The sequence below is a fragment of the Colwellia sp. MB3u-45 genome (assembly GCF_014077005.1).
Lineage (GTDB): Bacteria > Pseudomonadota > Gammaproteobacteria > Enterobacterales > Alteromonadaceae > Cognaticolwellia.
The window spans coordinates 55,787-82,392 of the sequence record NZ_JACGVC010000052.1 but is presented as its reverse complement, the minus strand read 5'-3'; the positions used below and the strand labels follow the sequence as shown (position 1 = coordinate 82,392).

Below are 26,606 nucleotides of genomic sequence, written 5' to 3'. Positions count from 1 at the left end.
AACTAATAAAAAATAAAAAATAAAAAATAAAAAATAAAAAATCGTCATGAAGCAATTACCTTATCCGCAAGTATATAACGAAATGCGTCACAAACAAGACTTAGTACAGGCTGTACATCACCTAAACCTCATGAAAAAGTATGATGAAATATGAAAAATTTGCTAAAAAAATCGCTTATACCTACAGAAATAATCTGGGAAAACAAAACCTTTTCACAGTTAAACACCGATGAACTCTACGATTTATTAAAATTACGAATTGATATTTTTGTTGTTGAGCAAAGCTGTTTTTATCCTGACTTAGACGATCACGATCGCCACCCACAAACCCAACATCTATTTTGCTATCAAGACGGTGTTATGACCGCATATTTACGTATTTTACCCAAAGGCTTAACCTATCCAGATAACATTAGTATTGGTCGTGTCGTTACTGCCTCATGTGCCCGTGGTATCGGGCTTGGTCACGAACTAATGCGAGTCGGTTTAGTTGAATGCCTAAAGTTTTTCCCAAATGACACCGTGAAAATATCAGCTCAAGAACATTTAGAGAAGTACTATAATCAGCACGGTTTTGAACGTGTCAGTGAAATGTATTTAGAGGATGATATCCCCCATATTGGCATGCTAAAAACCCATTAAAACATGTAATAAAGGTAGAATTAACGCTTTAGCAAAGGTTTAAGCACTAGGTAGATTTTATCAGCTATATCACCGTTCTTTCTCACCAACCTGCCTAAGGGTAACAATATAGCCCGGTGTGATTTTTTTGTAGGTCGGACTTCAGTCCGTCAACTCTAAGCGAGCTGTTAATTAGAGAAGCAATAAACATCTGCAGCAAGTTTTACTTTTGTCTGTCTTGATAGCAAAAAAAGTTAAATTTCATTTAACCTGATGGACTGAAGTCCACCCTACATAAAGCCTAAAGGTGACCATCTAGCGCTGGATAATTGTTTTGTTGTTTTTGTGGTTTTTGTTATTTTTTTGTAGGTCGGACTTTAGTCCGTCAACTCTAAGCGAACTGTTAATTTGATAAGCAATAAACATCTGCAGCAAGTTTTATTTTTGTCTGTCTTGATAGCAGAGAAAGTTAAATTTCATTTAACCTGATGGACTGAAGTCCACCCTACATAAAGCCTACGGGTGATAATCTAGCGCTGGATAATTGTTTTGTTGTTTTTGTGGTTTTTGTTATTTTTTTGTAGGGCGGACTTTAGTCCGTCAACGCTAAGCGAACTGTTAATTAGATAAGCAATAAACATCTGCAGCAGGTTTTATTTTTGTCTGTCTTGATAGTAAAAAAGTTAAATTTCATTAAACCTGATGGACTGAAGTCCAGCCTACATAAAGCCTTAGATTTTATTTGGCACAAAAAAATCCCTTCATACTAAACATAAAAAAGCTCGCATAAGCGAGCTTCATATTTCATAACTTAGCATTCAGTGCTTAACTTATGATAGTTTCTCATCTAACAATGAGCTCACTTGTTCAACCGGTTGTGTGCCATCAATCGTTAAATAGGCACAAGCGTTAGCTTTAGCTTCGCCTTGGTAGTAGTCAACTAATGGTTTAGTTTGTTCGTGATAAATACCTAAACGCTTACGTACAGTTGCTTCTTCGTCATCTGGACGCACAGATAAGTCGTCACCCGTTACATCGTCTTTACCGTTTTCTTTTGGCGGATTGTAAACGAGATGATAAACGCGACCTGAACCGGCATGAACACGACGGCCTGCCATGCGTTCAACAATCACTTCATCTGGTACATCAAACTCAATAACGTGGTCAACAGTAACGCCACTCGCTTTCATTGCATCAGCTTGTGGAATTGTGCGTGGAAAGCCATCAAGTAAGAAACCGGCTTTACAGTCGTCTTGGGCTATACGCTCTTTAACCAAACCAATAATTAATTCATCAGATACAAGCTGTCCTGCGTCCATCACTGCTTTGGCTTTTTGGCCGAGTTCAGTGCCTGCTTTAATCGCAGCACGAAGCATGTCACCGGTAGAGATTTGTGGAATGCCAAATTTAGCCATTAAGAATTGTGCTTGAGTACCCTTACCGGCACCTGGTGCACCTAATAAAATAATGCGCATTTAGTATAACCCTATTTAATTAATGAATTAGTATTGTGAAAGAGCAAACACTATACATATTCAAAGGGCTTCAAACAAGTAGCTAGCAGTGCAAAAAAACAAAAAAGGAGCTAAAAAGCTCCTTTTTTTGACTAAAGTCTAATGATAGTCGAATGATAATATGACCTAGATCATTATTTAACCTAACTGCAGTTTATTTAGTTAGGCTCAACATTAGTTTGTTCAAACGAGCAACAAAAGTTGCTGGGTCTTTCAAACTGCCGCGCTCTGCCAACATGGCTTGTTCAAATAAAACTTCAGTCCATTGTGTGAACTTTTCATCGTCTTGCTCTTCAGCAACGTGCTTGATCAAATCATGCTCAGCGTTAATTTCAAAAATTGGCAATGAATCTGGTACTTCTTGACCCACTGATTGCATCAACTTCATCATTTGGCTGCTCATATCATGTTCATCAGCAACAATACAAGCCGGTGAATCGGTTAAGCGTTGTGATATTTTAACGTCTTTGGCTTTACCTGCAAGCGCAGCTTTTATACGAATAACAACTGAGTCGAATTCTTGCTCAAGTTTTTCTTGTGCTTCTTTCGTTTCAGCATCATCCATATCACCTAAGTCTAAACCACCACGGGTAACTGATTGTAATTGCTTACCATCAAACTCAGTTAGATGGCTCACTAACCATTCATCAATTCGGTCAGCCATCAATAATACTTCAATGCCCTTTTTGCGGAACACTTCTAGATGAGGGCTGTTTTTAGCCGCTTCAAAACTATCAGCAACGACATAATAAACTTTATCTTGGCCTTCTTTCATCCGTTCAACGTATTGCGCAAGTGAAACACTTTGCAAGCTGTTATCTTCATGAGTAGAAGCAAAACGCATGAGTTTAGCAATAGCATCTTTATTAGAAGAATCTTCTGCTGGACCTTCTTTTAATACTTGACCAAATTCGTTCCAGAATAGTTGATATTGCTCAGCATCTTTGTTGCCCAATTTTTCAAGCATTTTTAAAACACGTTTAGTACAACCCTTACGTATGGCTTGCGTGATTTTATTATCTTGTAAAATTTCACGTGATACGTTTAAAGGCAAATCATTTGAGTCCAATAAGCCTTTTACAAAACGTAAATAACTTGGCATGAATTGCTCGGCGTCATCCATAATAAACACACGTTGAACAAATAATTTTAAACCATGCTGTTTCTCACGGTTATGCATATCAAACGGGGCTTTAGATGGAATGTAAAGTAATGAAGTATATTCAGTTTTACCTTCTACTTTATTATGTTCCCATAAAAGTGGGTCACCAAAGTCATGTGATACATGCTTATAAAACTCTTTATATTCTTCGTCAGTAATCTCAGACTTTTCTCGTGTCCAAAGTGCGGTGGCTTTGTTCACAGGCTCCCATATAGCAGGAACAGCGTCGCGTGCTTCAACGGCTGGTTTTGTTACTTCACCTTCATCATCTTTTACTTCTTCAATCGCGTCAACACCCGGTACTTCTGGTGTTAACATTTCAACTGAAACAGAGATATGGTCTGAATACTTAGTAACAATAGTTTTTAAACGCCAATCATCAGCATACTCACTTTCTTCTTCTTTTAAGTGAAGAATAATGTCGGTACCACGGTTGGTTTTTTCAATTTTAGCGGTAGTGAATTCACCTTCACCAGCACTTGTCCATTCAACACCTTCCAAAGCATCAACGCCGGCAGCACGTGAACGTACAGTGACCGAGTCAGCAACGATAAATGCTGAGTAAAAGCCAACACCAAATTGACCAATTAATTGTGAGTCAGACGCTTGATCACCAGAAAGTTGTGAGAAAAATTCAGCAGTACCTGATTTAGCAATAGTACCTAAATGCTCAACGATTTGGTCATGTGTCATACCAATACCGTTATCAGAAATAGTCAGAGTATTGTTTTCTTTATCGCAACTTACTCGCACACGTAAATCACCGTCACCTTCATATAAATCAGCATTCGATAATGCTTTAAAACGTAATTTATCAGCGGCATCAGCAGCGTTTGAAACTAACTCGCGTAAGAATATTTCTTTATTTGAATAAAGTGAGTGGATCATCAACTGTAATAGTTGCTTTACTTCGGTTTGAAAACCGTGAACTTCTTTTTGGCCTGTCTCAGACATCTGGAAACTTCCTACTCTAACTAACATTAAAATGATTGTTTATCGTGAATATTAAACATCATTATCCAATACCCACTCGATAGTTAACATGTGGGGGTAGCGATAAGGTTTTCAAGCAAGAAATTAAAAAAACATCAGAGATAATAGTTCTGTTCGACTTTATCATTGCTTGGCTTTAATTTTATTTCTCGCTATTTTTATATACTCTTAATAACAAATAATGATTTGCTTTCAGTGACTTCTGTCCTTACATTAGAGCATTAGCTTGTTTGTGCTCTAACGACCAAAACTGGCTCAGTTACTGTCTTTTCATCAGTATTGACCGTAAGCGATAACACAGGAATTTAACATGTTGCTTGATCGAAATAACAATGCCGCGATCTTATTGGCTGGCATTCTAGCCTTAGTCGTTGGTGTTGGCGTCGCGCGTTTTGCCTTTACCTCATTACTGCCATCTATGTTGGAAAACCACCTCAGTATCGCTTTCGCCGGTGTACTTGCGTCAATTAACTATGTTGGTTATTTATCGGGTTCAATTTTCTCAATTTTTATTAAAGATATTCATGCCAAAGTGAAATTTTTCCGCATTGGCTTAGCCTTGTGTGTTATCACATCACTGGTACTGGCTTTTACCGAAAACAATACTATTTGGCTACTGTCTCGCCTATTTGCCGGCTTTGGCGCGGCGATGGCATTAGTGGTTGGCTCTGCCATCGTGATGTCAAAACTACAAAATACCAATAAAACCAAAGCAATGGGTATACACTTTAGTGGTTTAGGTTTTTCAATATTGGTGTCTGACTTAATCATGCGCAGTGTTTTTTCCTATAGTGACAATTGGCAACATGCTTGGTTAGCTTTAGCGATTGCGGGGGTAATATTCGCCTGCTATTCCGCCTATATTCTCAGTTTTGACAAGCAAGGGGCTGACAAAGTTATTAGCCACAAATTTGATAAATCGTTATTTACGCCACTGGTGATTGTGTTAGCGCTGGCCTACTTCACCGAAGGTGTTGGCATGGTGGTACAAGCGACCTTTCTTCCTGACATAGTAAACTCACTGCCAGGGTTAGCGGGTTATGGTGGCTATGCTTGGTTAGCGGTTGGTTTAGCGGGTATTCCTTCTTGCATTATTTGGATGCGTTTAGCACACAGGTTCAATAGTATCGACATTATGATGGTGGCGATGGCACTGCAGGTCATTGCTATTTTAATCCCGACCTTCTCTGCCAATATATGGCTTAATTTACTCAGTGGCGTGTTATACGGTGGCACCTTTATTGGCCTTGTTTCACTGTTTATGAATTTTGGTGGTCAATTAGCCGGTAAAAATCCTGTGTTTATCATGGGGGTAATTACCGCCGCTTATGGCGTTGGACAAGTAGTTGCACCACTTTATTGTGTCGCGTTAATCGCGCAATTTAGCAATTATAACGCGGCACTGTATTTAACCGCTTTTATTGTTCTATGTGGCATATTATTACTCAAATATGCGAAAAATAATTTAATGACTCATAACCAAATTGCTAATAATTTATAGATGTTTAATTAAAACGCTCTGTTCGACAACAAGGATGTTAAGTTATGAAGTCTTATTTTTAAAAGTCTAGAGAGGAAGGAGTATGTTAGGCAATTGTTTTATAGATCTTTTGTAGATCGGACTTCAGTCCGTCAAACGCTTAGCCGACGATCAAGGCAATGGGTTAATAATAAATCTGCAGCAGGTCTTTTTTTGTTGAGCCATCTTAATACCAAAAAAGTTAAATTTCATTTAACCTGATGGACTAAAGTCCAACCTACATAGGGCCTACGGGTGATAATATAGTTTTGGATAATTGTTTTTTCGATCTTTTGTCTATCTTTTGTAGATCTTTTATCGGTCTTTTGTAGGTCGGAATTCAGTCCATCAAACGTTTAGCGGGCGATCAAAGTAATGGGCCAATAAATATCTGCAGTGGCTGTTGTTTTTGTTTATCGGCATTTGTGCTGAAGAAAGTTAAATTTTATTTAACTTGATGAATTTAAGCCCAACCAAGCGAGTAAACCTGATAGCCACTAACCGACAAACTTTATACCTGCACGCCGCCACGTACCATATTAAAAACATTGGCCATACTAAAATTGTGATGATTAAAACTGAGCTTAACTAGCCTTTATTCAACCAGTAAGCGTGTTGAATAAATTTAAGCATAGCTGCTGCTAAAAGGTAACTTCTTCACCTTCGTTTAAAATATGTAGAGGTATTGGCGAGTTCATTGCTTTATGCATTTTTAATAAGCGTAATAACGGCGAATGGGAACTATGATCACCCATTTTCCAGCTATTATTGCCATAACCCCATGGAATCATGACTTTACAGTTTAGCGCTTGCGCGGCTATTAAAGCATCTTCGGGCGTGGTGTGAACATAGCGATACCATGCACTATTTTCTTGATGAAAATACGAAGCAATAGGCATCAAGCAAACATCCATATCACCATAACGCTGTTGAATATCTTTAAAATGCTCAGAATATCCGGTATCGCCTGCAAAAAATATGCGTTGACCTTGGTGTTCGATAACCCAGCCACCCCAAAGCGTAACATCTTTATCTTCGTATAAATAAGGCACTAAAATTCGACTACTAAAATGATGTGCAGGCACAAAGTTAATGTTCAACTCGGCTAATGTCGTTTTTGAAAACCAAGCCATTTCATTAATGCGATAGCCGTTATTGGGAAAATGCGCTGCAAAACCTGAAGGCACAAAATATTGCGCATCGGTGCCAATTTTTTCAATATCAACTTTGTTAAAATGATCATAGTGAATATGTGAGTACAATACAGCGTCAACATCGCCAATTTCACTGAGCGATGGCCACTGTGGTTCATTACGAAAAAAGCCGGCGCTTAACTTAAAAGCCCAATTCACTGGCCAATCAAATTGTTCACTCACTGGGTCTAGCAGTAAGGTACTGCCTTCAGGACTTTTGATATAAAAACTGGCATGCCCAAGCCAGCGAAAGCTAAAACCCGTGTTGACCTTTGGTGGCGATTGTTCTCCAATAAAGCGACAATTTTCAGCCGGTGTTTCACATTCAACGACTGGTGAGGACTGATAACAATTGTCCTTACAGGTAATTAAGTAACTTTTTTTGCCGGGATATAAATTAGAAAAACGTGCGGGTTTAGCTAAACTTTCTTTATATTTTATAACAGAATCAGCTTGTTCTATCTGCCTTAACTGATTTTTTGCTGTGCAGCCAGTGAGTAGAATAAAGCAGACAATACTCACTATCTGCAACGCCATGGTTTTTCGCAAACTAAACATTATTTGCAAGCTAATAACTCCTAAAACTGATGTTTATCAAGTGCTCGCTAAATGCTAACCCTGGCTTAGATTTATCAAGACTAGAAGCTATAATTTTTACGACCTGACAGTGCATGTGACAAGGTATTTCCGTCAACATATTCTAGTTCACCACCGACCGGCACACCGTGAGCAATACGTGAAATTTTAACATCGTAGGTTTGAGTCAGTTCAGCAATAAAATGCGCGGTGGCTTCTCCTTCCACAGTCGGATTAGTCGCCAAGATCACTTCGCTAAATTGCCCTGTCGCCAATTGTTTTTCCAACACGTCTAAACCTAAATCGTCTGGACCAATACCATCAAGGGGGGATAAATGTCCCATTAAAACAAAATAAAGCCCTTGAAACTCACCCGTTTGTTCAATAGCAATAACATCACCTGGCGTTTCAACAATACACAATTGCGCCGCTATTTTACGCTTTGGACTCAGGCAGATATCGCACAAGGCTTCTTCAGTAAATGTACGACATTGTTCGCAATGACCAATATTTTCCATGGCCCGAGCCAAGGTTTGTGAAAGCTTGTTACCGCCATGACGGTTTCGCTCAAGTAAATGAAAGGCCATGCGTTGTGCTGATTTTGCACCAACCCCAGGTAAACATTTTAATGAATCAATAAGTTCTTGAACTAACGGGCTAAATTTCATTACAACTCTTTCTAGGCTTATAGTAAATCGACTAATTTATGGCTCGACTTACTATTATTAATTTTTGCAAAGTACTTGGCTAAAGAGTTATTGCCATTAATCCTATGACTCTTTATCAAGCAAACGAATAATTTTCAAAACGCAGTTTATCACTCGATTTAACGATTGATAATAAATAATTAAAAAGAATTAATTATCTTCAAAATCGCTAATTTCCCCCAAAGCTTTAAAATTTCAGTATGATAGTCTTCAGACTATTTAGCCAAATTCGGCAGTCATCTATAAGGGCAGTTAATGCTAATCAATATTTTCATAACGCTGGCGTTATTGCTCTTAAGCTTTTTTGGCTTACAACGGCTGTTTACGCTACCCAAAAACGTCTGGTTACTTTTTTTAGTGCAACCTTTAGTGATGGCCGCATCGCCAGTGATTGTTTTTATTGGCGGTATACTTGCCACTAGCATGGGGGCTGATCCTGCACTAGTTACCCTACCGGTGACTATGATGATACTCGGCGTGGCCAGTGGCGCTATTCCAGCGGCGTTATTAGCTAAAAATAAAGGTCGACGTTTTGCGACATTTACTGGCTTCACACTAGGTTTTTCCGGCACACTGGTCGCCATGTTTGCTGCCTTAAACGCCCATTTTGAATTACTCATTTTAGCCAGTTTTTTACTGGGTATTAGCACCGCTTTTACCCAACAATTACGCTTTGCCGCGATTGAAAGTGTTAGCAACAGCAATGAAGTGCCAACGGTATTATCGATTTTAATGCTCAGTGGCATTTTTTCTGCTTTTTTAGGGCCTGAAATAGCCGTAACTGCAAAAGACTGGTTAAGCTCACCACACGGCTATGCCGGTTCTTTCTTATTTTTGTCTGGGCTATTTCTACTGGCTATGTTGCTGATGTTGAACTTTACTAATCCTGAAGTAACAACGAGTGATAACCAAGGGGAAGCTAGGCCCTTAAGTGAAATAATCAAACAACCCATTTTCATTATCGCCATGTTGTCAGCCGCTATTGGCTTTGCTCTGATGAGTTACCTAATGACAGCAACTCCCCTGAGCATGCACAAACTTCATGGTCATAGTTTAAACGATACAAAATGGGTGATCCAAAGTCACATTGCCGCCATGTTTATTCCATCATTATTTACCGCCTTATTAGTCAAACGCATTGGCTTAAAAAACTTAATGCTCACAGGCACAATCATTTATGCGGTGGTCACGGTTATTGCCTTGTCGGGTGAACAAGTGATGCATTATTGGTGGGCATTAATTTTATTGGGCATTGGCTGGAATTTTCTTTTTCTTACCGGTACCTCGCTATTACCCCAAAGTTATCAAGCTAGCGAACGTCATAAAGTTCAGGCGATTAATGATTTTATTATTTTTGGCTTTCAGGCTATTGCGTCATTAATGGCTGGCTGGATATTGTTTAAAGCAGGTTGGCATGTGGTGGTATTAACCGGTTTACCTTTTATTGTTATCTTATTCGTTGTTAGCTGGTTTTACTTTAAAAAAGAACGTGAAAAAATAAATAAAACCTCTGCCGCCACAGACACTGCGCTCAATGCAGAGCAAAAAAGAGAAGTATCATCATGAGCACTTTAACTATTTTACAACGTGGTGAGCCGGTTTTATCTGCTATCGCAAAACCAATAGCCAATGTTCACACTGCGGAGATAAAGCAGCTAATTAAAGATCTAAAAGCTACCGTTGCCCAAGCCAATGGTGTTGGTATTGCCGCGCCGCAAGTTGGCAAAAGTGTGCGTTTATTTATCATGTGTTCTGCGCCCAGTGAACGCTACCCTGATGCGCCGTTATTAGCGCCTGCGGTTATCATTAACCCAGAAATACTCAGCGCCAGTACCCAGCAAGTATTAGGCTGGGAAGGCTGTTTAAGTGTGAAAGGCAAACGAGCTTTGGTCAGTCGTCATCAAAGTATCTATGTACAATATCTCGATGAACAAGGCAAGCCGCATCAACAGACCTTTACTGACTTTCTTGCGCGTATTTTTCAGCACGAGTTAGACCATCTTGATGGTATTACTTTTATTGAACGACTCGACCATGAAGCTGATGCCATTGATGAACAAACATGGCGAGCAACAATGGCAAGTAACTAGGTAACCAAGTAAAAAATAATGAATAAAACCCCTTAACTAACGCCTAGTAACTTTGCTTATTCATCATAACTTTTGGCTTGTAAATTAACTTACTGATTTTATGCTGTTAATTACCTATTACCTATTACCTATTACAGATAAGCAATAAGCAACGACAGGTTACTCATAACTCACGCTAACTATCCCATAAAATTGTCAATGGAAAAAACAATATGCTACAAGCTATCATCGACTACCATCTTGATGACGAAAATCATTGGGTAGCGAGACTAGAATGTGGCCACTTCCAACATGTTCGTCATCAACCGCCTTTTATTAACCGCCCATGGGTAGTCAATAAGGCAACCCGACATGCGATGCTAGGTCAGCAGCTAAACTGTATAAAGTGTGAACATGGTGCCGCTAGAGACTTTCCTGCAATCGAATCAACGTCATCGTCTTAATAGGCTTAGACTCGTTCGGTTTCAAAGTTCAGACTTGCCCAAAGGGATCGCAACTTAAATTGCATCTTGAAAAAGCACAACAACTAAGTAATGATTAAATCATGACTGTTCAGTGTGGTTATCGACTCAACATACTTTTATGCACTGAGTTGACCAAAAAAACACATAACGCTTACCTGAACAGCCCAATAGAGTACTTATACCTGCACCCCTAACAAGGGATCAAAGCTTAACTATCAACAATACAAGGATTTTTCGATGATTGACTTTAATAACAAAGGTTTTTTCAAGCTTAAGCAAGACACTGATTATGCTGAAAAAGTAAGCAACCTACTATTAGATGATGAACAAATAGTTGACTCATATAAAACCATGCGTGACGGTGTAGTCTTTACCAATAAGAGAATAATCGCGGTTAATGTTCAGGGTATTACTGGCAGTAAAAAAGATTTCACCTCTTTACCTTACAAAAATATTGTTGCCTACTCTATTGAAACATCAGGTACCTTCGATCTTGATTCTGAACTAGAAATATATTTTTCTGCCCTAGGTAAAGTGAAATTTGAGTTTTCAGGGCAATCCTCAATGCTAGAAATATCAAAAATAATTTCTAGCTATTTATTATAAGTGCTGACAGTGCCTTGATCATGATCACTAAGCTACATACCGCTTATTTTTGATGTCAGGCTATAGTGATTTTAGCTGTTTTATCGCTAGTATAAGACAGCTAATATAAGGCATACAATAGCGAAAAAATTAAACCCATGATAATTCCCTGCCCTCGCTTACCGGCTACTTTATTTACCAACAAAAATAACCTCTTCACCACACTCAAGCCACAGTGGATGCTTTGCCATTACTCGGGTAAACATCGGGCTTTGTAGGTAACGATTCAGCCAATTTTTCAGTTTAGGATACGGTGATTGCAAATACCACTGGCGTTCTATGCGGGCAAATTGACGAATAAACGGCAACAGAGCAATGTCAGCTAAACTCTCTTGTGCGGAGAATAAATAGTCATGCTGTATTAAGCGTGACTCCAATAGTTGGATATAATGCTCGCATGCGGCTCGGCATTCATTCAGGTTAGTTTCGTGGTAACGCTTGGCGCATTTATAAGCTTCTAAACGCAATTTAAATTCAACATCAAACTCGGTAATGAGTGCCAACATTTCATTTAACTTTTCGTTGGGCTTGTTGGGGAAGGTATTTACTTTTTCGTCTGGCTTTATAGGTAAAGTGCCCCTGTTATCAGCATGGAGTAAGTTGTTGGGATCAGATTTTTTAAGCGCCCATAGCATAATATCTAGGCTTTCATCGATAACGACACGGTTATCTTCTGCTCGATTTGTACTTGCTTCGCTTAATGCTTTATTCCCTCGCGCATTATCCTCCTTAAACGGGCTGTTTTCATCCAAGACTAAAATAGGCACGGTAGCCTTGGGGGAAGCTAAAATCATCGCGGCAGGTTTATCCGTTAATACCAGATCACGCAGCGCAACCGGTTGATGCGACTTAAAAATAGCAATACGTGCTCGCATTGCATAAGGACAGTTTCTTAATGAATAAAGGATAGGTAATGCCATAACACGCAACTATTGAATTAACATTATTTATAAACGGCAACTTTAACGGTATTCATTGGTGAAATATACGGGTAAAATCCCTGCTCTTAAATTTAGCGAAAAAAATAAGTTGTACCAATGGATCATAAAATAGAATTATTAGCCCCCGGTGGAGATGTCGACGCAATTAAAGCGGCCATTATAGCGGGTGCCGACGCGGTATATTGCGGCTTAGATACCCTAAATGCCCGTAATCGCGCCGCTAATATATCCTTTGAACAACTGATTGGCATCATACGTTTGGCACACCAATACCAATGCCAAATATTTTTAACCTTAAATGTGATTATTTTAGAACGTGAGTTTAAGTCTATTGCCAAGTTACTCAGTAAACTGGTTAACACTACGTTAGACGGCGTTATCGTACAAGATATCGGCATGTTTAATATCATCAAGAAGCATTTCCCGACCTTAGACATTCATGCTTCAACCCAGTTAACCACTCATAATATCGGACAAATTCCGTTCCTAAAAAAATTAGGTGCTTCGCGGGTTAATTTATCAAGAGAATTAAACTTACGTGAAATTACCGCCATAACCGCTGTCTGTCGTGAATATAACCTGTTGAGCGAAGTATTTGTTCATGGTTCGCTTTGTGTGGCCTTTTCAGGTTTATGTTATTCAACCTCTGCCAGTGTTGGCAATTCAGGTAACCGCGGCCGCTGTAGTCAAGCTTGTCGAGAAGAATATGAAACCACAGCCACAGGTCATAATTTCCCATTAAACATTAAAGACAACTCTGCCTTTTTTGATTTGCCCGCTTTAATCGACGCTGGTGTGCATTCGTTTAAAATTGAAGGACGTATTAAAGGCGCAAACTATGTACATACTGTGGTTGATAGTTTTCGTAAACAAATTGATGGCTTCCTCAATACCGGCGAATTAACCGAAGATGGCGAACGTCTTTACAAAGTATTTAATCGTGATTTTTCTAATGCCTTTTTAAGAGGCGATTTAAATCAATCAATGTTTATTGATAATCCGCGTGATAATTCAAAAGTTCATGCCATAAATAAACATAACGCCACTGAAAGCCAAAGCCATTCGCCAGCTAAGTTTCAAGATAAGTCGCAACAGATTTCAGTGGTACAAATTCATGAGGTTGAGCAAAACCTACAAACTGATAAAAATGAAATTGAAGCAGAAGTGGTTGAGAAAATAAAACATTTAAGTATTGAAAAAGTACCACTATCGCTACGTTTTTCTGGTCAAGCAGCACAACATTTAGAGGTTAGCGTAACCACTACCGGCTTCTCTGTTGAACAAAATAGCTTCACTGTGCAATCCACTAGCTTATTACGCGCCAGTGAAAACGCCAGTATTGATAAGGCCACGATAGAAAAACGCTTTAAAAGCTTTAACAACGCCGAGTTTTTACTGACCGAGCTAAACTGTGACAACTTAAATACCGGCTTAAGCATTCCGTTTAAAGAGCTAACCACGCTGAAAAATCAAATCGCCAGTTTGTTAAATAATGCTGTTGATATCATTCCAGAAGTGACCTTGCCGCCATTAGTTAATCATCCAAAAGTAGCCTCTCAACTCAGCAGCCAAGTTCAAAGCCAAGCAAAAAATGAATTGTCTATTTTGATCTGTGACGAAGCAGATGCTGAGTTAGCGCATATTACCCATGCCGATATTTATTTTAAATTGCCTGATGCTTATAAACGTGACTGTACAAAATATGTTGGTTTTTTACAGGACAATCCACGTTTAATTCCGTGGTTTCCGGCTGTGCTAATTGGTAAAGATTATGACGCTGCCGTAACTATTTTAGAGCAAGTAAAGCCGCTATTAATTGTCACTAACAATACTGGCATTGCTTATAAAGCCAATGCTTTAGGCATAAAATGGATAGCAGGCCCATTCTTAAATACCACTAATTCCTACGCGCTGTTAGCGATGAAAGAAGACTTTGACTGTAGCGGTGCCTTTATTTCTAACGAAATTAACGCCATGCAAATGAAACATATTGCTCGCCCAGAAAACTTTAAATTATTTTACAGTATTTACCACCCTATTTTGTTGATGACTAGCCGACAGTGTTTCTTCCAACAAAGTGTTGGCTGTGAAAAACCACGTATCGACAATGGCTGTATGCTCTCTTGTGATAAATCAACAACCATCACTAATCTCAAAGGTGTGTCGTTCGCGATTGATAAACAAAAAGCCGGTTATCCGAGTATTTATAACCAAGATCAGTTTTTAAATATGGAAATTATTGAAGACTTATCTGATTTATTCGACGGTTTTATGATTGATTTAACCAACATAGGTACCGGTGATCGCCAAGCGCCTGATAAAGCGTTGTTGATCAGCCAGTTTGAAGAGTTATTAGCTGATAAAAAGCCTACTGACGAGTCTAAAAATCCGATAGATAGCCATTCATCAGCAAAACAACAGCTGAATAATTTAGTGCCTGAGTCAACCAATATTCAATATCATAATGGTTTGTAACTAAATCACTCGCGACTGCCCGGTCTTAAAATGACAAAAAAGCCACTGACATTTTCAGTGGCTTTTTTTATGCGATATATTGTTGATTCAATATAGTTATGGCACAGCTTGGCCGTTTCTAGCTTCTAATAAGCGATACCAATCTTCTCGCGAGTAATCTAGTGTTAAAGCTTGTTTAGCGGCAACAATGCGCTCTGGTGTGGTTGATCCTATGATGGGGCAAATATTGGCTGGATGTTTTAATAACCAAGCCAGAATAACTTGCCAAGGCGCGCAAGCATATTTTTCACTTTGGTGGCTTAATTCGTTTTCAATTCTTTGTTCATCTTCACCTGAAAAAGTATTTCCCCAAGCCGAGTAAGCAACACCCCCTAAAGGACACCAAGCAATCGGTGTAATACCATGCTGCTGACATTGATCTAACGTGCCATCAAGTAAGGTGTCAATATTGTGAATATTAATTTCAACTTGATTCACCAACAAGGGCATAGCTAACGCAGACTTTAATAATTCAACTTGCGACGGTTTAAAGTTACTGACACCAAAATGCTTAACTTTGCCACTGGCTTTTAATAACGCAAAAGTTTCAGCGACTTCATGCACATCAAATAAATAATCTGGGCGATGCAATAAAAACATATCTAAGTGATCGGTATTTAAACGTTTAAGTGAACCTTCAACACTAGCCAACAAGTATTGCTGGCTAAAGTCATAACGCGTGGGGGCATAAGTGTCCTGCTCATTATTGCGCGGTCGAATACCGGCTTTAGAGGTGAGAATAATTTGCTCACGTAAATGTGGTTTTTCAGCTAACAGCTCACCAAAAATACTTTCGCTTTCACCAGCTCCGTAAATATCAGCATGATCAAAGTGATTATAACCCGCCTCTAGCGCAGCCATTATCGCTGTTTTTCCTTTAATACGATCACTGGCACTATTGTCACCGGCAATACGCATGCAGCCGTATATAAAACGAGAAGATTCGATGCTCGAGTTACCCATTGAGACTTTTTTCATGTTTTTACTCTTCATTATTATTGATTAAATATACTTAAAATTCTTCATGTGTTGGCCATTGATCAACCGCATGTACTGGCCATTGAACAACCGAATGTTTAATTAAAGCCTTTAAAATATCATATAGTTATTCTACATATATATAGGATAGCGATGAATATAATCATCTTTTTCTTCACGATTAAAATAAAACCGCTTATTGTCATCACTACAAGAATATTTATTGTGAAAACATCTGTAAAATAACGCGTAATATTCTTATTGAAAGTTAACAGTATAGGCAAAAGCAATGAACTTTTAAAAATTGGCCGAAGTAAACAGCACAATATAAAAATAACCTTTAACCGGCCAATAAAATACTGGGGCATGATGGGGGCTTTTGTTGAGTCGTTTGCACAAGTTTTAATCAGAGTTGAACAACCCATAGACGTGATTAACGCTTTCAACGAAATTAATTCAGCACAGCAACCACTAGCTTGCTAGAATATCGCTGTTTAAGTGAAGACTTAACTTAAAGTCACATTAAACTCATTCAACATAAGTAACATAAGCAACATTAAGGGCTACGCTTTGCAACATTTAGTTTGGGACTTTGATCCCGTATTTTTCTCCATTGGGCCATTGACTATACATTGGTATGGCGTGTTATTCGCCACCGCTATTTTATCTGGCTTACAAGTCATGAAGTGGATTTTTCAAACCGAGAAACAAGATTTAGTCGCGCTAGATAACTTACTGGTCTATATCGTTATTGGTGTTATCGTCGGTGCCCGTTTAGGACATTGTTTCTTTTATGACCCAAGCTATTACTTTGCTAACCCACTGAAAATAATCGCCATTTGGGAAGGTGGCTTGGCCAGTCATGGTGGTGGTTTAGGTGCTATTATTGCGGCGGGTATTTATAGCAAAAAAAACCAGATGAACTTTCTCTGGTTACTCGACAGACTCGCGATATGTACCGCGCTGTTTGGTTTTTTTGTTCGCAGCGCAAACTTTGTTAACTCTGAAATATTAGGCACACCGAGTAATGTCCCTTGGGCAGTAGTTTTTGCCCGTATTGATAACCTTGCTCGCCACCCTGCTCAACTTTATGAAGCCTTGTCTTATTTAACGATATTTTTTGTTTTGATGATTTTTTATAAACAGAAAAAAGCCCAAACACCACCCGGTGCTATTTTAGGCGTTTTCTTAGTTTTAATTTTTACTGCTCGCTTTCTTATTGAAATGTTGAAAGAAAAACAAGCGGCCTATGCGGCTGACATTGCCTTAACTGCAGGGCAAATGTTAAGTATTCCGTTTTTTATTGCCGGTGTCCTATTAATTGTTTGGTCAATTAAAAACAATAAAAAAGTAAAGTAGTCTTAACAAATGGCGTACAGAGCATAAAAAATTATGGCGAATAAAATAGGGTTAACAATTGATGAGTAAAAAATATTATGTGGTGTGGAAAGGGGCTAAAACTGGGGTATTTGAACAGTGGAATGATGTTAAAAGCCACACCCAAGGACGTGCCGATGCACAATATATGGGTTTTGCATCAAAAGCTGAAGCCGAGGCGGCGTTTCAATCAAGCTACACTAAAGCATTAACTAAGCGCTCGATGAGTAAAAGTGCAAGCACTAAACCTGCCGCTTCTGCTGCCTACGTTAAAGCGGATAGTAGCGCCGTAAGTAATAGCTTAGCGCCGGTTAAACAAAGTGCTGATATTAATATTTATTGTGACGGAGCTTGCTCTCCCAATCCAGGAAAGTCAGGCACGGGCATGGCCGTGTATCAAGAGCAACAGCTCATTGAGTTGTGGTACGGTTTATATGAGCCGATGGGCACTAATAATACCGCCGAACTTAATGGCATACTTGCCGCATTTAACTACGCACAAGATCATATTAAACAAGGTAAAACCGTACAAGTCTTGTCTGACTCTAGATATTCAATTGATTGCATCACTAAGTGGGCAAAAGGTTGGCAAGCTAAAGGCTGGACTCGTGGCAAAGGTGAAGAAATTAAAAACCTTGAAATAATTAAGCAATGTTTTGCGCTCTACCAAGCATTGAAAAGTAATTTAATTATTAGTCATGTTAAAGGCCATGCCAATATAGAAGGGAATGAACTCTCCGATAGAATGGCGGTATTAGCACGCGTTAAGTGCACAAAAGGTTTTGTGCAATATCAAGACACACTTGATATTAAAACTATTTTGGCCATGGCTTCGGGCTAAAATAGTTGAGTCTTTTATGGCCATTTTATTCGTGCCTTGAGCTATTTTATACGGGTAAAAAGTAACCCGTTAAAATGTTCACCAAGTGAGTGAGCTTGCTCATATGTAAATTAAACACCAAAAGGCAGCCTAAAGCTGCCTTTTGGTTTGAATTACTCAGATAATTTACCCTTAATAACCCGGCTATTTTGCCCTTTAGTGAACACAGCAATAACCACTCAAAACGCCACATACGACTTTAAATCTACTTTTGCTTGCAGGGCACAACTAATGCCGTTTTTATCAATAATAAAAGCACCTGGGCTTGTAAGCCGTTACCACCTTCAGCATTAACCTGTTTAAGGTTTAAACCAGTATTCGCTAGGTAGTGGGTTAATTTATCACTCGCTGCTTTCATCATGGCTTTAGCTTTATCAGTCGAGCGAGATCACTTCTTCTGCATTTCATCCCTGATTTTTTATTTTTTCGCCTAAATTTAAATCGATTCATAAATCGATTCAACCGCGAAAAAATTTACACGGCAAAAGTTTAAGCTGTGAGCGTCGATATGGCCGTGATTGACAGGATTAAAACTACGTTTGTGCGCCTTTGAAATAAATTAATAATGACTTATGGGCTTTTAGCTTATTAAAAATGTACCTAATAAGCTAAAAGCCCTTGCCTAGTGCTACATATCCCAGTATCCTTCGCGGCCATTTTATATTTGGATATCAACATGATCGGATTTGATTACGGTACATCGAACTGTGCTGTCGGCGTAATGAAAAACAACACGCCAGAACTATTATCTTTAGGTGATCATGGTCGCTATATCTCCTCAACTTTGTATGCGCCCAGTCGTGACATTATTGTCAACTGGCTGCACGACAACTTGGCTTTGGCAGAACAAAAAAGCTTTCAACAGCAACGTCAAGCACAGCTAAACAAAGGAAAAAACTCACTACGAGAGCTGACCTTAGATGGCTATCCAACCGAATTATCGTTTGGCCAAGCCGCATTAAATAACTATTTACAAGAGCCGGACGAAGGCTACTACATAAAATCACCAAAATCGTTTCTTGGTGCCAGTGGTTTAATGCCACAGCAAGTTGATTTATTTGAAGATATTGTTGCCGCTATGATGAGCAATATAAAAACGCTCACCGAAGAAAGTCTTGGCAGAAGTGTTGATCAAACTGTTATTGGTCGCCCTATTAACTTTCAAGGAATGAAAGGCGAAGAAAGTAATCGACAAGCCATACAAATATTAACCAATGCAGCAAAACGGGTTGGCTTTAAAGATGTTGAATTTCAATTTGAACCTGTTGCAGCCGGCTTTGAATATGAAGCTAGTCTGACTACAGAAACTAAAGTATTAGTGGTTGATATTGGCGGTGGTACCACAGATTGCTCAATGCTTTTAATGGGACCAGAGCATGCTGCGTTAACGGATAGAGGCAATGATTTATTAAGCCACAGTGGTGAACGAGTTGGTGGTAATGATTTTGATATTGCCTTTGCCCTTAAAGGTATCATGCCGAGTTTTGGTTTAGATAGTTTATTAAAATCGGGTAAAACAATGCCAAGTAACAGTTACTTTCAGGCTATGGCGATTAACAATATTAGTCATCAAACACAATTTTACAGTGCCGAAAATGGACGCTTTTTACAGCAACTGATCCGCGATGCAGAACATCCTGAGTTATTAACTCGTTTGTTAACTGTTCAACAACAAAAATTGAGCTACCGTGTAGTTAATGCCGCAGAGCAAAGCAAAATTGGCTTAACCGAGCAAACCGAGCAGCAAATAGATTTATCTGATATCTATGAAGGGCTCACTGTTAAGCTTGATAGGGATGGTTTTACTGAGGCATGTCATCGACAACTCAGTGCGATAGCCGCGCTAATGAAAGATGCAATTGCCCAAGCTAACTGTCAGCCTGATGTGGTGTTTGTCACTGGCGGTAGTGCTAAATCACCGATGTTAAATAAGTTTTTACAATCGCAATTTCAACATACCCCTATTGTTGTTGGTGACCATTTTGGCAGCGTAACGGCTGGCCTAACGCGCTGGGCTAACACTATCTATGCATAAGCTTATTGGTTGAGCAAAAAATTTAGCCCTATTTAAAGTCATTAACGCTAGCGAATAATAAAGTTTATGACTTTAAATGTTGATATTTTATAGACAGTTACTTTAATAAATAGCTTTTATTAAAGTAACTTATATTGATAAGTTTTGTTGATAAGTGTTAAACACGACTTGAGTTAAAAGAGTTATGAATAGTCTGTTGCTAAATGGCTAAGTGCCTGTATTTATGACCTTGATAGCTAATAGAACTACCGCAAGAATAGTAGATTAATCCCGCTTTAAGCTAGTGTGATTTATCAACGGCAATAATACCAATCTCACTCATTATCTGATCATTTTTACTGGTTAAAATAACCCACTACTGCGTTATTTATTTAATAATTAGAACAACTAGTGATTAAAATAAATGCCTTATATTTGGCCATTTTTCCTGCGTATAAAGTAGACCATCTAATTAATGAAATTGGTATAAGCTAAAATTTTGAAAAAAGTACCTATCGTTAATCACTAGTTGTAACTGCGTGAAAACACTAAAACTTGCCAGTAAATTTTACTAAGAAAATATCCTCAACTGTTCTGTACTGCTTTTCATCGCTAAAACTTAGTCGTTTGGCAGACATTTATCAACGACTACATGGCCTGATATTTAACTTACTAATTTAGTGAAACAGTTATAACGTCGAGCTATAGAGCATTAATTTTTTTTTGCTTATACATAGCTGCATCAGCTTCTTTGAGCATTGCTTCTATTGATTTGTCCGTGTCATGCTTAAAATAACTAACACCGGCACTGTACTCAATTTTGTAGGGTTTATTTAAGGTTTTATTTGCTTGATCAATAGCGCCAGCAAATCGCTCTAGTGCTATATTTGCTTTCCCTGAGTAATAGTCAGAGTCGCTCAGCATAGCCACAAATTCATCTCCACCGAGTCGAGCGATCAAATCACAGTCTCGAAATGAATTAAGCATTATTTTGGCAAAAGTGGCTAAGACAAAATCGCCTTCGTGATGGCCATGTTCATCATTAATGATCTTAAATTGGTTTAGATCAAAGAATATAAACGACATTGACATTTGATTACGTCGACATACTTTTAAACTATGATCGGCCAGAGTCAAAAAACCACGTCGGTTAGAAATCATGGTTAACTCATCTAAGGTAGCGAGTTCAATAGATTTGATTTCTTGCTCAATTATAGCCCCTAGATCTTCAAGTAACTCTTGGTCTTCTTCGTTAAGATGTTTAGGTTCTGTATCGATAAGACACAAAGTACCTATATTAATACCTTGTCTAATTTTTAAAGGACAACCGGCATAAAAGCGAATTTTCGGACCACCAGTAACAAGAGGATTATCGAAAAAGCGTTTATCTTTGGAAGCGTCAGGCACTATGAATAAGTTATCTTGATTAATAGCATGTGCACAGAATGAAATGTCGCGAGGCGTTTCCAAAAGCTCGAGTCCCTGCGTGGATTTAAACCATTGACGGTCTTCGTCAATTATACTGACCAGCGAGATTGATACGTTAAACATGCGTTTAGCCATACGAGTAATTCGATCAAAGCGCTCTTCGTGTGATGAGTCAAGTATTTTTAAGGTTCTAAGCGCATACAAACGTTCAACTTCATTTCTGGGCACTGCAGGCTTAATCATTAGGGGGTACTTAATTTAAAATGTAAACTCTTCAGATTGTATCAGCAAATTAAGATGGTTTCTTTAAAAAATAAAGCGCTTTAAAAAAAGAGTTTTGCACAAAATAATCGGGCCAGGCTGTGACCAATTGAGTCGCTAAACAACTGCTTGGATAAAATAAATTTATCTATATAAAACAATACATTAAACTTTGACTTATGAGTAAACCCACATCCATTTAAACCTTCATTCGTTACCTATTAACCAGCTAAGTTACTTAATATACATAAGGTAATACTAGCATAGCATTTATCACTTAACGTTTTGATTTGCCTACAACAACTCAATCTAAAATTAAATGATTACGTTTATATTTTCAAAGGATAAGGAGATATTTACTGGTTTAGATAAGTGTCTGAACATGGCCAAAACGATTTTATGTTCGCATGAATGCTAGGCAATAATGTTAGTCTTTTTTAAGATTTAAGTAGCTAGTTAAGCACTTAATATGAGACTTTATTATTAGGGTATATTATTCTCCACTGTCTTAGGGTTAAAAAAAATGACAACTTGTACCAATGGACATAAACCAGAGCAAGCCAAAGTGGCGCTAATTGTTGGCGCCAGTGGTTTAGTGGGACAACATTTGTTACAGCAACTATTAGCCAGCAAAACCTATAGCAAAGTTATCGCCTTAGTACGTAAACCACTCTTAATAGAAGATACTAAACTTGAACAATGGCAAATTAATTTTGAACATCTAGCAGCAGAATTGACCTCAAGTACCTTTTTGGATAATAAACCTCAGGATATAGGCGCTAACCACAAGATAAAAACGATTGATCATATATTTTGCACTCTGGGCAGTACCATAAAAAAAGCCGGTTCTAAAACTGCTTTTTCTGAAATTGACCATCATTATCCGCTGCTTATCGCCAAATACTTTTATGGTCAACATGCCACTTTATTTGCCATAGTCACGGCAATGTCAGCAAATGAAGCATCTGCTATATTTTATAACCAGATAAAAGGCAAAATAGAAAAAGACTTAAGTAACTTAGATTACCAACATCTGGGTCTATTTCGCCCGTCAATGTTATCTGGGCAGCGTGATGAATTTCGACTTGGCGAGCAATTAGGTACAATAGTGATGAACGCGCTAGCTTTTATTATCCCAAAAAAATACCAAGTAATTCAAGCAAAGAAGGTAGCAAACGCTATGCTAGTTTATGCAGAAAACCCTCCAGTGGGTGTTAGTATTATTCAGTCAGATCAGCTGCAAAATTACTAAGTGTTTTACCTGTCATGCGATAGCCAACCCACTCTTCTTGCGCGACAGCACCGAGTGAGTGATAAAATTCTCTTGACGGTGTATTCCAATCTAAGCAACTCCATTCAAACCGTGCGCAGTCTTTTTCCACAGCAATTTTTGCCATAGCTTTTAACAGCTTAACACCTGCGCCTTTACCACGATATTCTGGCATAACGTACAGGTCTTCTAAATAAAGACCTGATTTTGCTAACCAAGTTGAATAATTAAAAAAGTAAATGGCTGAGCCAACGGCAACCCCATCTAGCTCGCAAATTAAGGCAAAAACATGACTATTTTCAGCAAAAATGCTGGCTTTTATTGTTTGCTCGGTGGCTAATACTTCGTGTTCCGCTTTTTCATAAATAGCGAGATCGATAATAAATTTAAATAATATACTGGTATCGTCTGCTGTTGCTGTTCTAACGACTAAATTGCTCACATTTAACTCCTGACTATTTTATTGACTCATTTACTGGCTATTTTACTGGCCATTTCAGATAACACTGAATATTAGCAAATTATTGATTATTTAGCGCGTATTGTGCACGGCTAATTATTGCGCTTGAAAGCTGCTTAAATACCCCTTTCAATAATACCCAATGATGCCAGTAAAGTGTTCTAATTATCGGGTTTTCTGGCATTAAATTGATCAGCTCTCCTGATGCAAGTTCTGCTTGTATTTGCAATTTAGGGATCAAACAATAGGCTAAACCTTGTTTGGCAAAATTAACAAAGGCTTCTGAAGAGCGTACGGTATGACACGGGTATGAACCGCCTTTTAAGCCAAAGGTTTGTTCGATATATTTAATATGCATATCGTCTTTTTGATCATAAGCAACCGCGGGTGTTCGTGCCAAGGTTTGTTTATTAATACCCTCAGGAAAATAGCTTGCAATGAAGCTTGGCGCAGCAACTAACAAATAGTGCATATCACCGAGTTTTTCTAATGTACAGCCAGGTAAAGCCTGATCATATGTACTAATCGCACCAAAAACCTCACCATCTTTCAAATAGTTAATGGTTCTGTTTTCATCAGCCAATCGAAAATTTACCGCTAGGTTATATTGATGACTAACGTCACCAATTGCTGCAATTAACCAAGTGGCTAAACTATCGGCATTGCTAGCGATATTGGCAGTAATAGTTTCATGTTTTTTATTACCTGAAATATCAGGAATAATGTCTTGTTCAAGTAATTTTACCTGTTGATAATGGCCAAGTAATTTTTTGCCAATAGCCGTTGCCACTATCGGTTGTGCCCGAATTAATACCGGTTGGCCTATAATTTGCTCTAAGCTTTTAATACGCTGAGACACGGCAGATTGTGTGATAGCTAATACCGATGCCGCTTTGTCAAAGCTTTGCTCATTTAATACCACGCTCAATGCATGTAATAACTTATAATCTAGCAAGACCATTTACCCCCTGATGTTAGCAACATATCTTACTCATGTTAGCAAAAACAACATTAGCAAAACTAATCAAAGATTAAAATCATTAATTATACTTATGATTTGTTTTTCGTTAAATTAGCCGCAATAACTTAGCACAGCATGAAATTTTTAGGAGCAAAAATGTTTTCCCCCCTACTACAAGGCCTTTTTTTAGGGGCCAGCATGATTATACCTATTGGCGCGCAAAACTCTCATATCCTCAATCACGGTATTAAAAAAAATCATCACTTTTTAGCCGCTTCAATTTGCATGGTTTGTGATGTTGTCCTTATTGCATTAGGGGTGTTTGGTGGCGCACAGCTTATTGCGACATCGCCAACCTTGGTAACAGTAATTTCTTGGGCAGGTATTATTTTTTTACTGGCTTATGCTAGCTTGTCATTTCGCCAAGCATGGCTTAATAGCAGCACCAGTGAGCAAAGTTCAACCGATAAAGCACACAAGAAGCCTGGTTTGGTGATTGTTTCAACGTTAGCGGTAACCCTGTTAAACCCGCATGTTTATCTTGATACAGTACTAGTATTGGGCAGTGTTGGCGGACAATTTCAAGGTAATGAAAAAATCGCCTTTGCACTCGGCACTATGTTGGCATCTATGCTGTGGTTTTATAGCTTAGCTGGGGCGGCAGCAAAAATGTCACCTTGGCTTAACCAAGCTAAGGTGAGAAGAGTTATTGATATGCTTGTTGGACTAATCATGTGCGCCATCGCATGGTCATTATTTAATAGCCTAGCAAGTTAAGATAATCTTTTATGCCAATTTCCAGCGTGATACAGGGTGCAATTTTCTTCGCTGTCTAATTCTATTTGGTTTTTAACACTGTTTAGCTTTATGCCAATATCTGCCAAGCTATCGGCTATTAATAACGCTAAGTGCTTACTATCAGATGACTTGAGATAGCTCGCTAATTTTTTATTGCTATCAAAAACACAAACAACTTTTAGACTGTCGGGAAAGTTATCGAAATTAACCGTATGGGTTAACCATTCAAAGCCGTCAATTTCTTCTAGCGCTGATTGGCATACTTCGGTTAACGACTTTATGATTTGATTGTCTATTTTCTTATCTGATTTACGCATTATTTATTAACATTACCTTTAAACTTTATCTTCGATGAATACACTTTATATAATAGCACTTTGATTAAGTTTTTGGTCTTGTTGTAAGCAGAGATTTTAATGAAATAGCTTTCAAGTCAGGGAAGCTGCCATCATTATTAATTGGTTTTTAACTTAGCGATATAAGCATAAGTGGGTGCTGGCAAGCTAAAGTATGTTTGCGCGTCAACTTGGCTTAACAAATGCTCAACAAAAAGACGATTGTTATCACTCGTTAAATGCTGTGATTTTTTCAATTCAGCATGATTTTCTGTCGGTGTTTTGGCATATACTTTTGTCACTAAAAAAGCCGCTAAAAGTAAGGTAATAATAATAGTGAGGTTAAGTAGAGTAATCCTTCTAGTTAAGGTCATGTTATAAATTCCCTTCTTCACAAAAATCCAATGTTTGAACAACAGCTTAGCTTATACTGCCATAAAAGTATAAAATTTGTACTTTCATTTGAAAGCGTTATCTAAGGGTATAACTCAAAGTAACTCCACTTCGGACCTATTTCTCTAAAAACGCCCCAGAAAAATAATTTATTTTGGCTACCAAACAGTAAATATCAACTTTTAATTTGTACTATTTAAAGTTTACTATTTAAAGTGTACTAAGTGATCGGGCAATGACTGTTAAAAGACCATCAAAAGAGTATCAAAAAAGTAACCAATGCCATATATTACTAGTGGGCAGTATAAACTCAAAATTTTCAAGCTATAACTAAGTTAATGCAAGTTTAATATATATTAAGCACTAATTAATCGCTGATTTTTTCATTACATTTAGCGAAGTTACCAATATAGTATTCATCTTAAAGCTAAAAATTGTCCTTAAAATAACCTATAGTAAAAACGATCAGCAATTAACTCACTTTATGATGAGATTACTCATCAAAGTCATAG

The 26,606-nt window shown here is 38.2% G+C and carries 25 protein-coding genes; 13 read left to right on the top strand and 12 right to left on the bottom strand.

Translation table 11 applies throughout. From position 1 onward, the window contains the following. Nucleotides 1-150 precede the first annotated feature (150 nt). Nucleotides 151-642, top strand: a complete 492-nt coding sequence (locus H4J41_RS15220; RefSeq protein ID WP_182137585.1) for a GNAT family N-acetyltransferase — start codon at nt 151-153, stop codon at nt 640-642. Nucleotides 643-1,451: 809 nt separating this feature from the next. On the opposite strand, the gene adk is transcribed toward H4J41_RS15220, so the two are convergent. Together adk and htpG are read right to left on the bottom strand one after the other, a co-directional pair. Continuing rightward, nucleotides 1,452-2,096, bottom strand: coding sequence for an adenylate kinase (gene adk / locus H4J41_RS15215; protein ID WP_182137584.1), 645 nt, complete (start codon nt 2,094-2,096; stop codon nt 1,452-1,454). Between the two features lie 193 nt (nt 2,097-2,289). Beyond that, complete coding sequence (htpG, locus tag H4J41_RS15210; protein ID WP_182137583.1) at nt 2,290-4,251, bottom strand: molecular chaperone HtpG; 1,962 nt, start codon at nt 4,249-4,251, stop codon at nt 2,290-2,292. A gap of 349 nt (nt 4,252-4,600) precedes the next feature. Here htpG and H4J41_RS15205 point away from each other — a divergent pair, with 349 nt between their 5' ends. Next, the gene (locus H4J41_RS15205; protein ID WP_182137582.1) at nt 4,601-5,791 is read left to right on the top strand and encodes a YbfB/YjiJ family MFS transporter; all 1,191 of its coding nucleotides are present in this window, start codon (nt 4,601-4,603) and stop codon (nt 5,789-5,791) included. 659 nt (nt 5,792-6,450) lie between these two features. Here H4J41_RS15205 and H4J41_RS15200 read toward each other — a convergent pair. Both H4J41_RS15200 and recR read right to left on the bottom strand, forming a co-directional pair. Beyond that, nucleotides 6,451-7,560, bottom strand: coding sequence for an MBL fold metallo-hydrolase (locus tag H4J41_RS15200; RefSeq protein ID WP_259364445.1), 1,110 nt, complete (start codon nt 7,558-7,560; stop codon nt 6,451-6,453). An 80-nt stretch (nt 7,561-7,640) separates the two neighbouring features. After that, nucleotides 7,641-8,246, bottom strand: coding sequence for a recombination mediator RecR (gene recR / locus H4J41_RS15195; RefSeq protein ID WP_182137581.1), 606 nt, complete (start codon nt 8,244-8,246; stop codon nt 7,641-7,643). A 294-nt stretch (nt 8,247-8,540) separates the two neighbouring features. On the opposite strand from recR, the gene H4J41_RS15190 reads away from it, so the two are divergent. The 4 genes from H4J41_RS15190 (at nt 8,541) to H4J41_RS15175 (ending at nt 11,445) form a co-directional block, all read left to right on the top strand. After that, entirely contained in the window at nt 8,541-9,851 is a 1,311-nt protein-coding gene (locus tag H4J41_RS15190; protein ID WP_182137580.1) for an MFS transporter, read from the top strand. Next, entirely contained in the window at nt 9,848-10,375 is a 528-nt protein-coding gene (gene def, locus H4J41_RS15185) for a peptide deformylase (RefSeq protein WP_182137579.1), read from the top strand. The genes H4J41_RS15190 and def overlap by 4 nt, the downstream gene beginning before the upstream one ends. A 212-nt stretch (nt 10,376-10,587) precedes the next feature. Next, the gene (locus tag H4J41_RS15180) at nt 10,588-10,818 is read left to right on the top strand and encodes a DUF3565 domain-containing protein (RefSeq protein WP_182137578.1); all 231 of its coding nucleotides are present in this window, start codon (nt 10,588-10,590) and stop codon (nt 10,816-10,818) included. Nucleotides 10,819-11,076: 258 nt separating this feature from the next. Continuing rightward, the gene (locus H4J41_RS15175; RefSeq protein WP_182137577.1) at nt 11,077-11,445 is read left to right on the top strand and encodes a PH domain-containing protein; all 369 of its coding nucleotides are present in this window, start codon (nt 11,077-11,079) and stop codon (nt 11,443-11,445) included. Nucleotides 11,446-11,615: 170 nt separating this feature from the next. Here H4J41_RS15175 and H4J41_RS15170 read toward each other — a convergent pair whose 3' ends face one another. Continuing rightward, a complete protein-coding gene (locus H4J41_RS15170) occupies nt 11,616-12,404 on the bottom strand; it encodes a glutathione S-transferase (RefSeq protein WP_182137576.1) in 789 nt (262 codons plus the stop codon). 117 nt (nt 12,405-12,521) lie between these two features. On the opposite strand from H4J41_RS15170, the gene H4J41_RS15165 reads away from it, so the two are divergent. After that, on the top strand, nt 12,522-14,900 hold the full coding sequence (locus H4J41_RS15165; protein WP_182137575.1) for a peptidase U32 family protein: 2,379 nt from the start codon (nt 12,522-12,524) through the stop codon (nt 14,898-14,900). Nucleotides 14,901-14,996: 96 nt separating this feature from the next. Here H4J41_RS15165 and H4J41_RS15160 read toward each other — a convergent pair whose 3' ends face one another. Continuing rightward, nucleotides 14,997-15,917, bottom strand: a complete 921-nt coding sequence (locus H4J41_RS15160) for an aldo/keto reductase family oxidoreductase (protein ID WP_182137574.1) — start codon at nt 15,915-15,917, stop codon at nt 14,997-14,999. 261 nt (nt 15,918-16,178) lie between these two features. Here H4J41_RS15160 and H4J41_RS15155 point away from each other — a divergent pair, with 261 nt between their 5' ends. From H4J41_RS15155 to H4J41_RS15145, 3 genes are all read left to right on the top strand, one after another. After that, nucleotides 16,179-16,400: a hypothetical protein gene (locus H4J41_RS15155; RefSeq protein ID WP_182137573.1), complete on the top strand. Its 222-nt coding sequence runs from the start codon at nt 16,179-16,181 to the stop codon at nt 16,398-16,400. Between the two features lie 87 nt (nt 16,401-16,487). Further along, a complete protein-coding gene (lgt, locus tag H4J41_RS15150; RefSeq protein ID WP_182137572.1) occupies nt 16,488-17,276 on the top strand; it encodes a prolipoprotein diacylglyceryl transferase in 789 nt (262 codons plus the stop codon). 61 nt (nt 17,277-17,337) lie between these two features. Continuing rightward, complete coding sequence (locus tag H4J41_RS15145; protein ID WP_182137571.1) at nt 17,338-18,135, top strand: ribonuclease H family protein; 798 nt, start codon at nt 17,338-17,340, stop codon at nt 18,133-18,135. Between the two features lie 244 nt (nt 18,136-18,379). Here the strand turns inward: H4J41_RS15145 and H4J41_RS15140 are convergent, their stop codons facing one another. Then, a complete protein-coding gene (locus H4J41_RS15140) occupies nt 18,380-18,535 on the bottom strand; it encodes a hypothetical protein (RefSeq protein ID WP_182137570.1) in 156 nt (51 codons plus the stop codon). Nucleotides 18,536-18,850: 315 nt separating this feature from the next. Between H4J41_RS15140 and yegD the strand changes: the two genes are divergently transcribed. After that, nucleotides 18,851-20,209: a molecular chaperone gene (gene yegD / locus H4J41_RS15135; RefSeq protein WP_182137569.1), complete on the top strand. Its 1,359-nt coding sequence runs from the start codon at nt 18,851-18,853 to the stop codon at nt 20,207-20,209. 681 nt (nt 20,210-20,890) lie between these two features. Here the strand turns inward: yegD and H4J41_RS15130 are convergent. After that, nucleotides 20,891-21,859: a sensor domain-containing diguanylate cyclase gene (locus tag H4J41_RS15130; protein WP_182137568.1), complete on the bottom strand. Its 969-nt coding sequence runs from the start codon at nt 21,857-21,859 to the stop codon at nt 20,891-20,893. A gap of 541 nt (nt 21,860-22,400) precedes the next feature. Between H4J41_RS15130 and H4J41_RS15125 the strand changes: the two genes are divergently transcribed. After that, complete coding sequence (locus tag H4J41_RS15125) at nt 22,401-23,129, top strand: oxidoreductase (RefSeq protein ID WP_182137567.1); 729 nt, start codon at nt 22,401-22,403, stop codon at nt 23,127-23,129. Here H4J41_RS15125 and H4J41_RS15120 read toward each other — a convergent pair. Beyond that, nucleotides 23,098-23,589 carry a GNAT family N-acetyltransferase gene (locus H4J41_RS15120; protein WP_182137566.1) on the bottom strand — a complete coding sequence of 164 codons (492 nt, stop codon included), beginning with the start codon at nt 23,587-23,589 and terminating at the stop codon, nt 23,098-23,100. The two genes, H4J41_RS15125 and H4J41_RS15120, sit on opposite strands and share 32 nt — an antisense overlap. A 79-nt stretch (nt 23,590-23,668) precedes the next feature. Next, nucleotides 23,669-24,568, bottom strand: a complete 900-nt coding sequence (locus tag H4J41_RS15115; RefSeq protein WP_182137565.1) for a LysR family transcriptional regulator ArgP — start codon at nt 24,566-24,568, stop codon at nt 23,669-23,671. 156 nt (nt 24,569-24,724) lie between these two features. On the opposite strand from H4J41_RS15115, the gene H4J41_RS15110 reads away from it, so the two are divergent. Further along, the gene (locus H4J41_RS15110; RefSeq protein ID WP_182137564.1) at nt 24,725-25,345 is read left to right on the top strand and encodes a LysE/ArgO family amino acid transporter; all 621 of its coding nucleotides are present in this window, start codon (nt 24,725-24,727) and stop codon (nt 25,343-25,345) included. Here H4J41_RS15110 and H4J41_RS15105 read toward each other — a convergent pair. Both H4J41_RS15105 and H4J41_RS15100 read right to left on the bottom strand, forming a co-directional pair. After that, a complete protein-coding gene (locus H4J41_RS15105; protein WP_182137563.1) occupies nt 25,342-25,683 on the bottom strand; it encodes a Fis family transcriptional regulator in 342 nt (113 codons plus the stop codon). The two genes, H4J41_RS15110 and H4J41_RS15105, sit on opposite strands and share 4 nt — an antisense overlap. Before the next feature lie 137 nt (nt 25,684-25,820). Beyond that, nucleotides 25,821-26,075 (bottom strand): hypothetical protein, encoded by a 255-nt coding sequence (locus tag H4J41_RS15100; RefSeq protein ID WP_182137562.1) that lies wholly within the window; start codon nt 26,073-26,075, stop codon nt 25,821-25,823. Nucleotides 26,076-26,606: the final 531 nt, after the last annotated feature.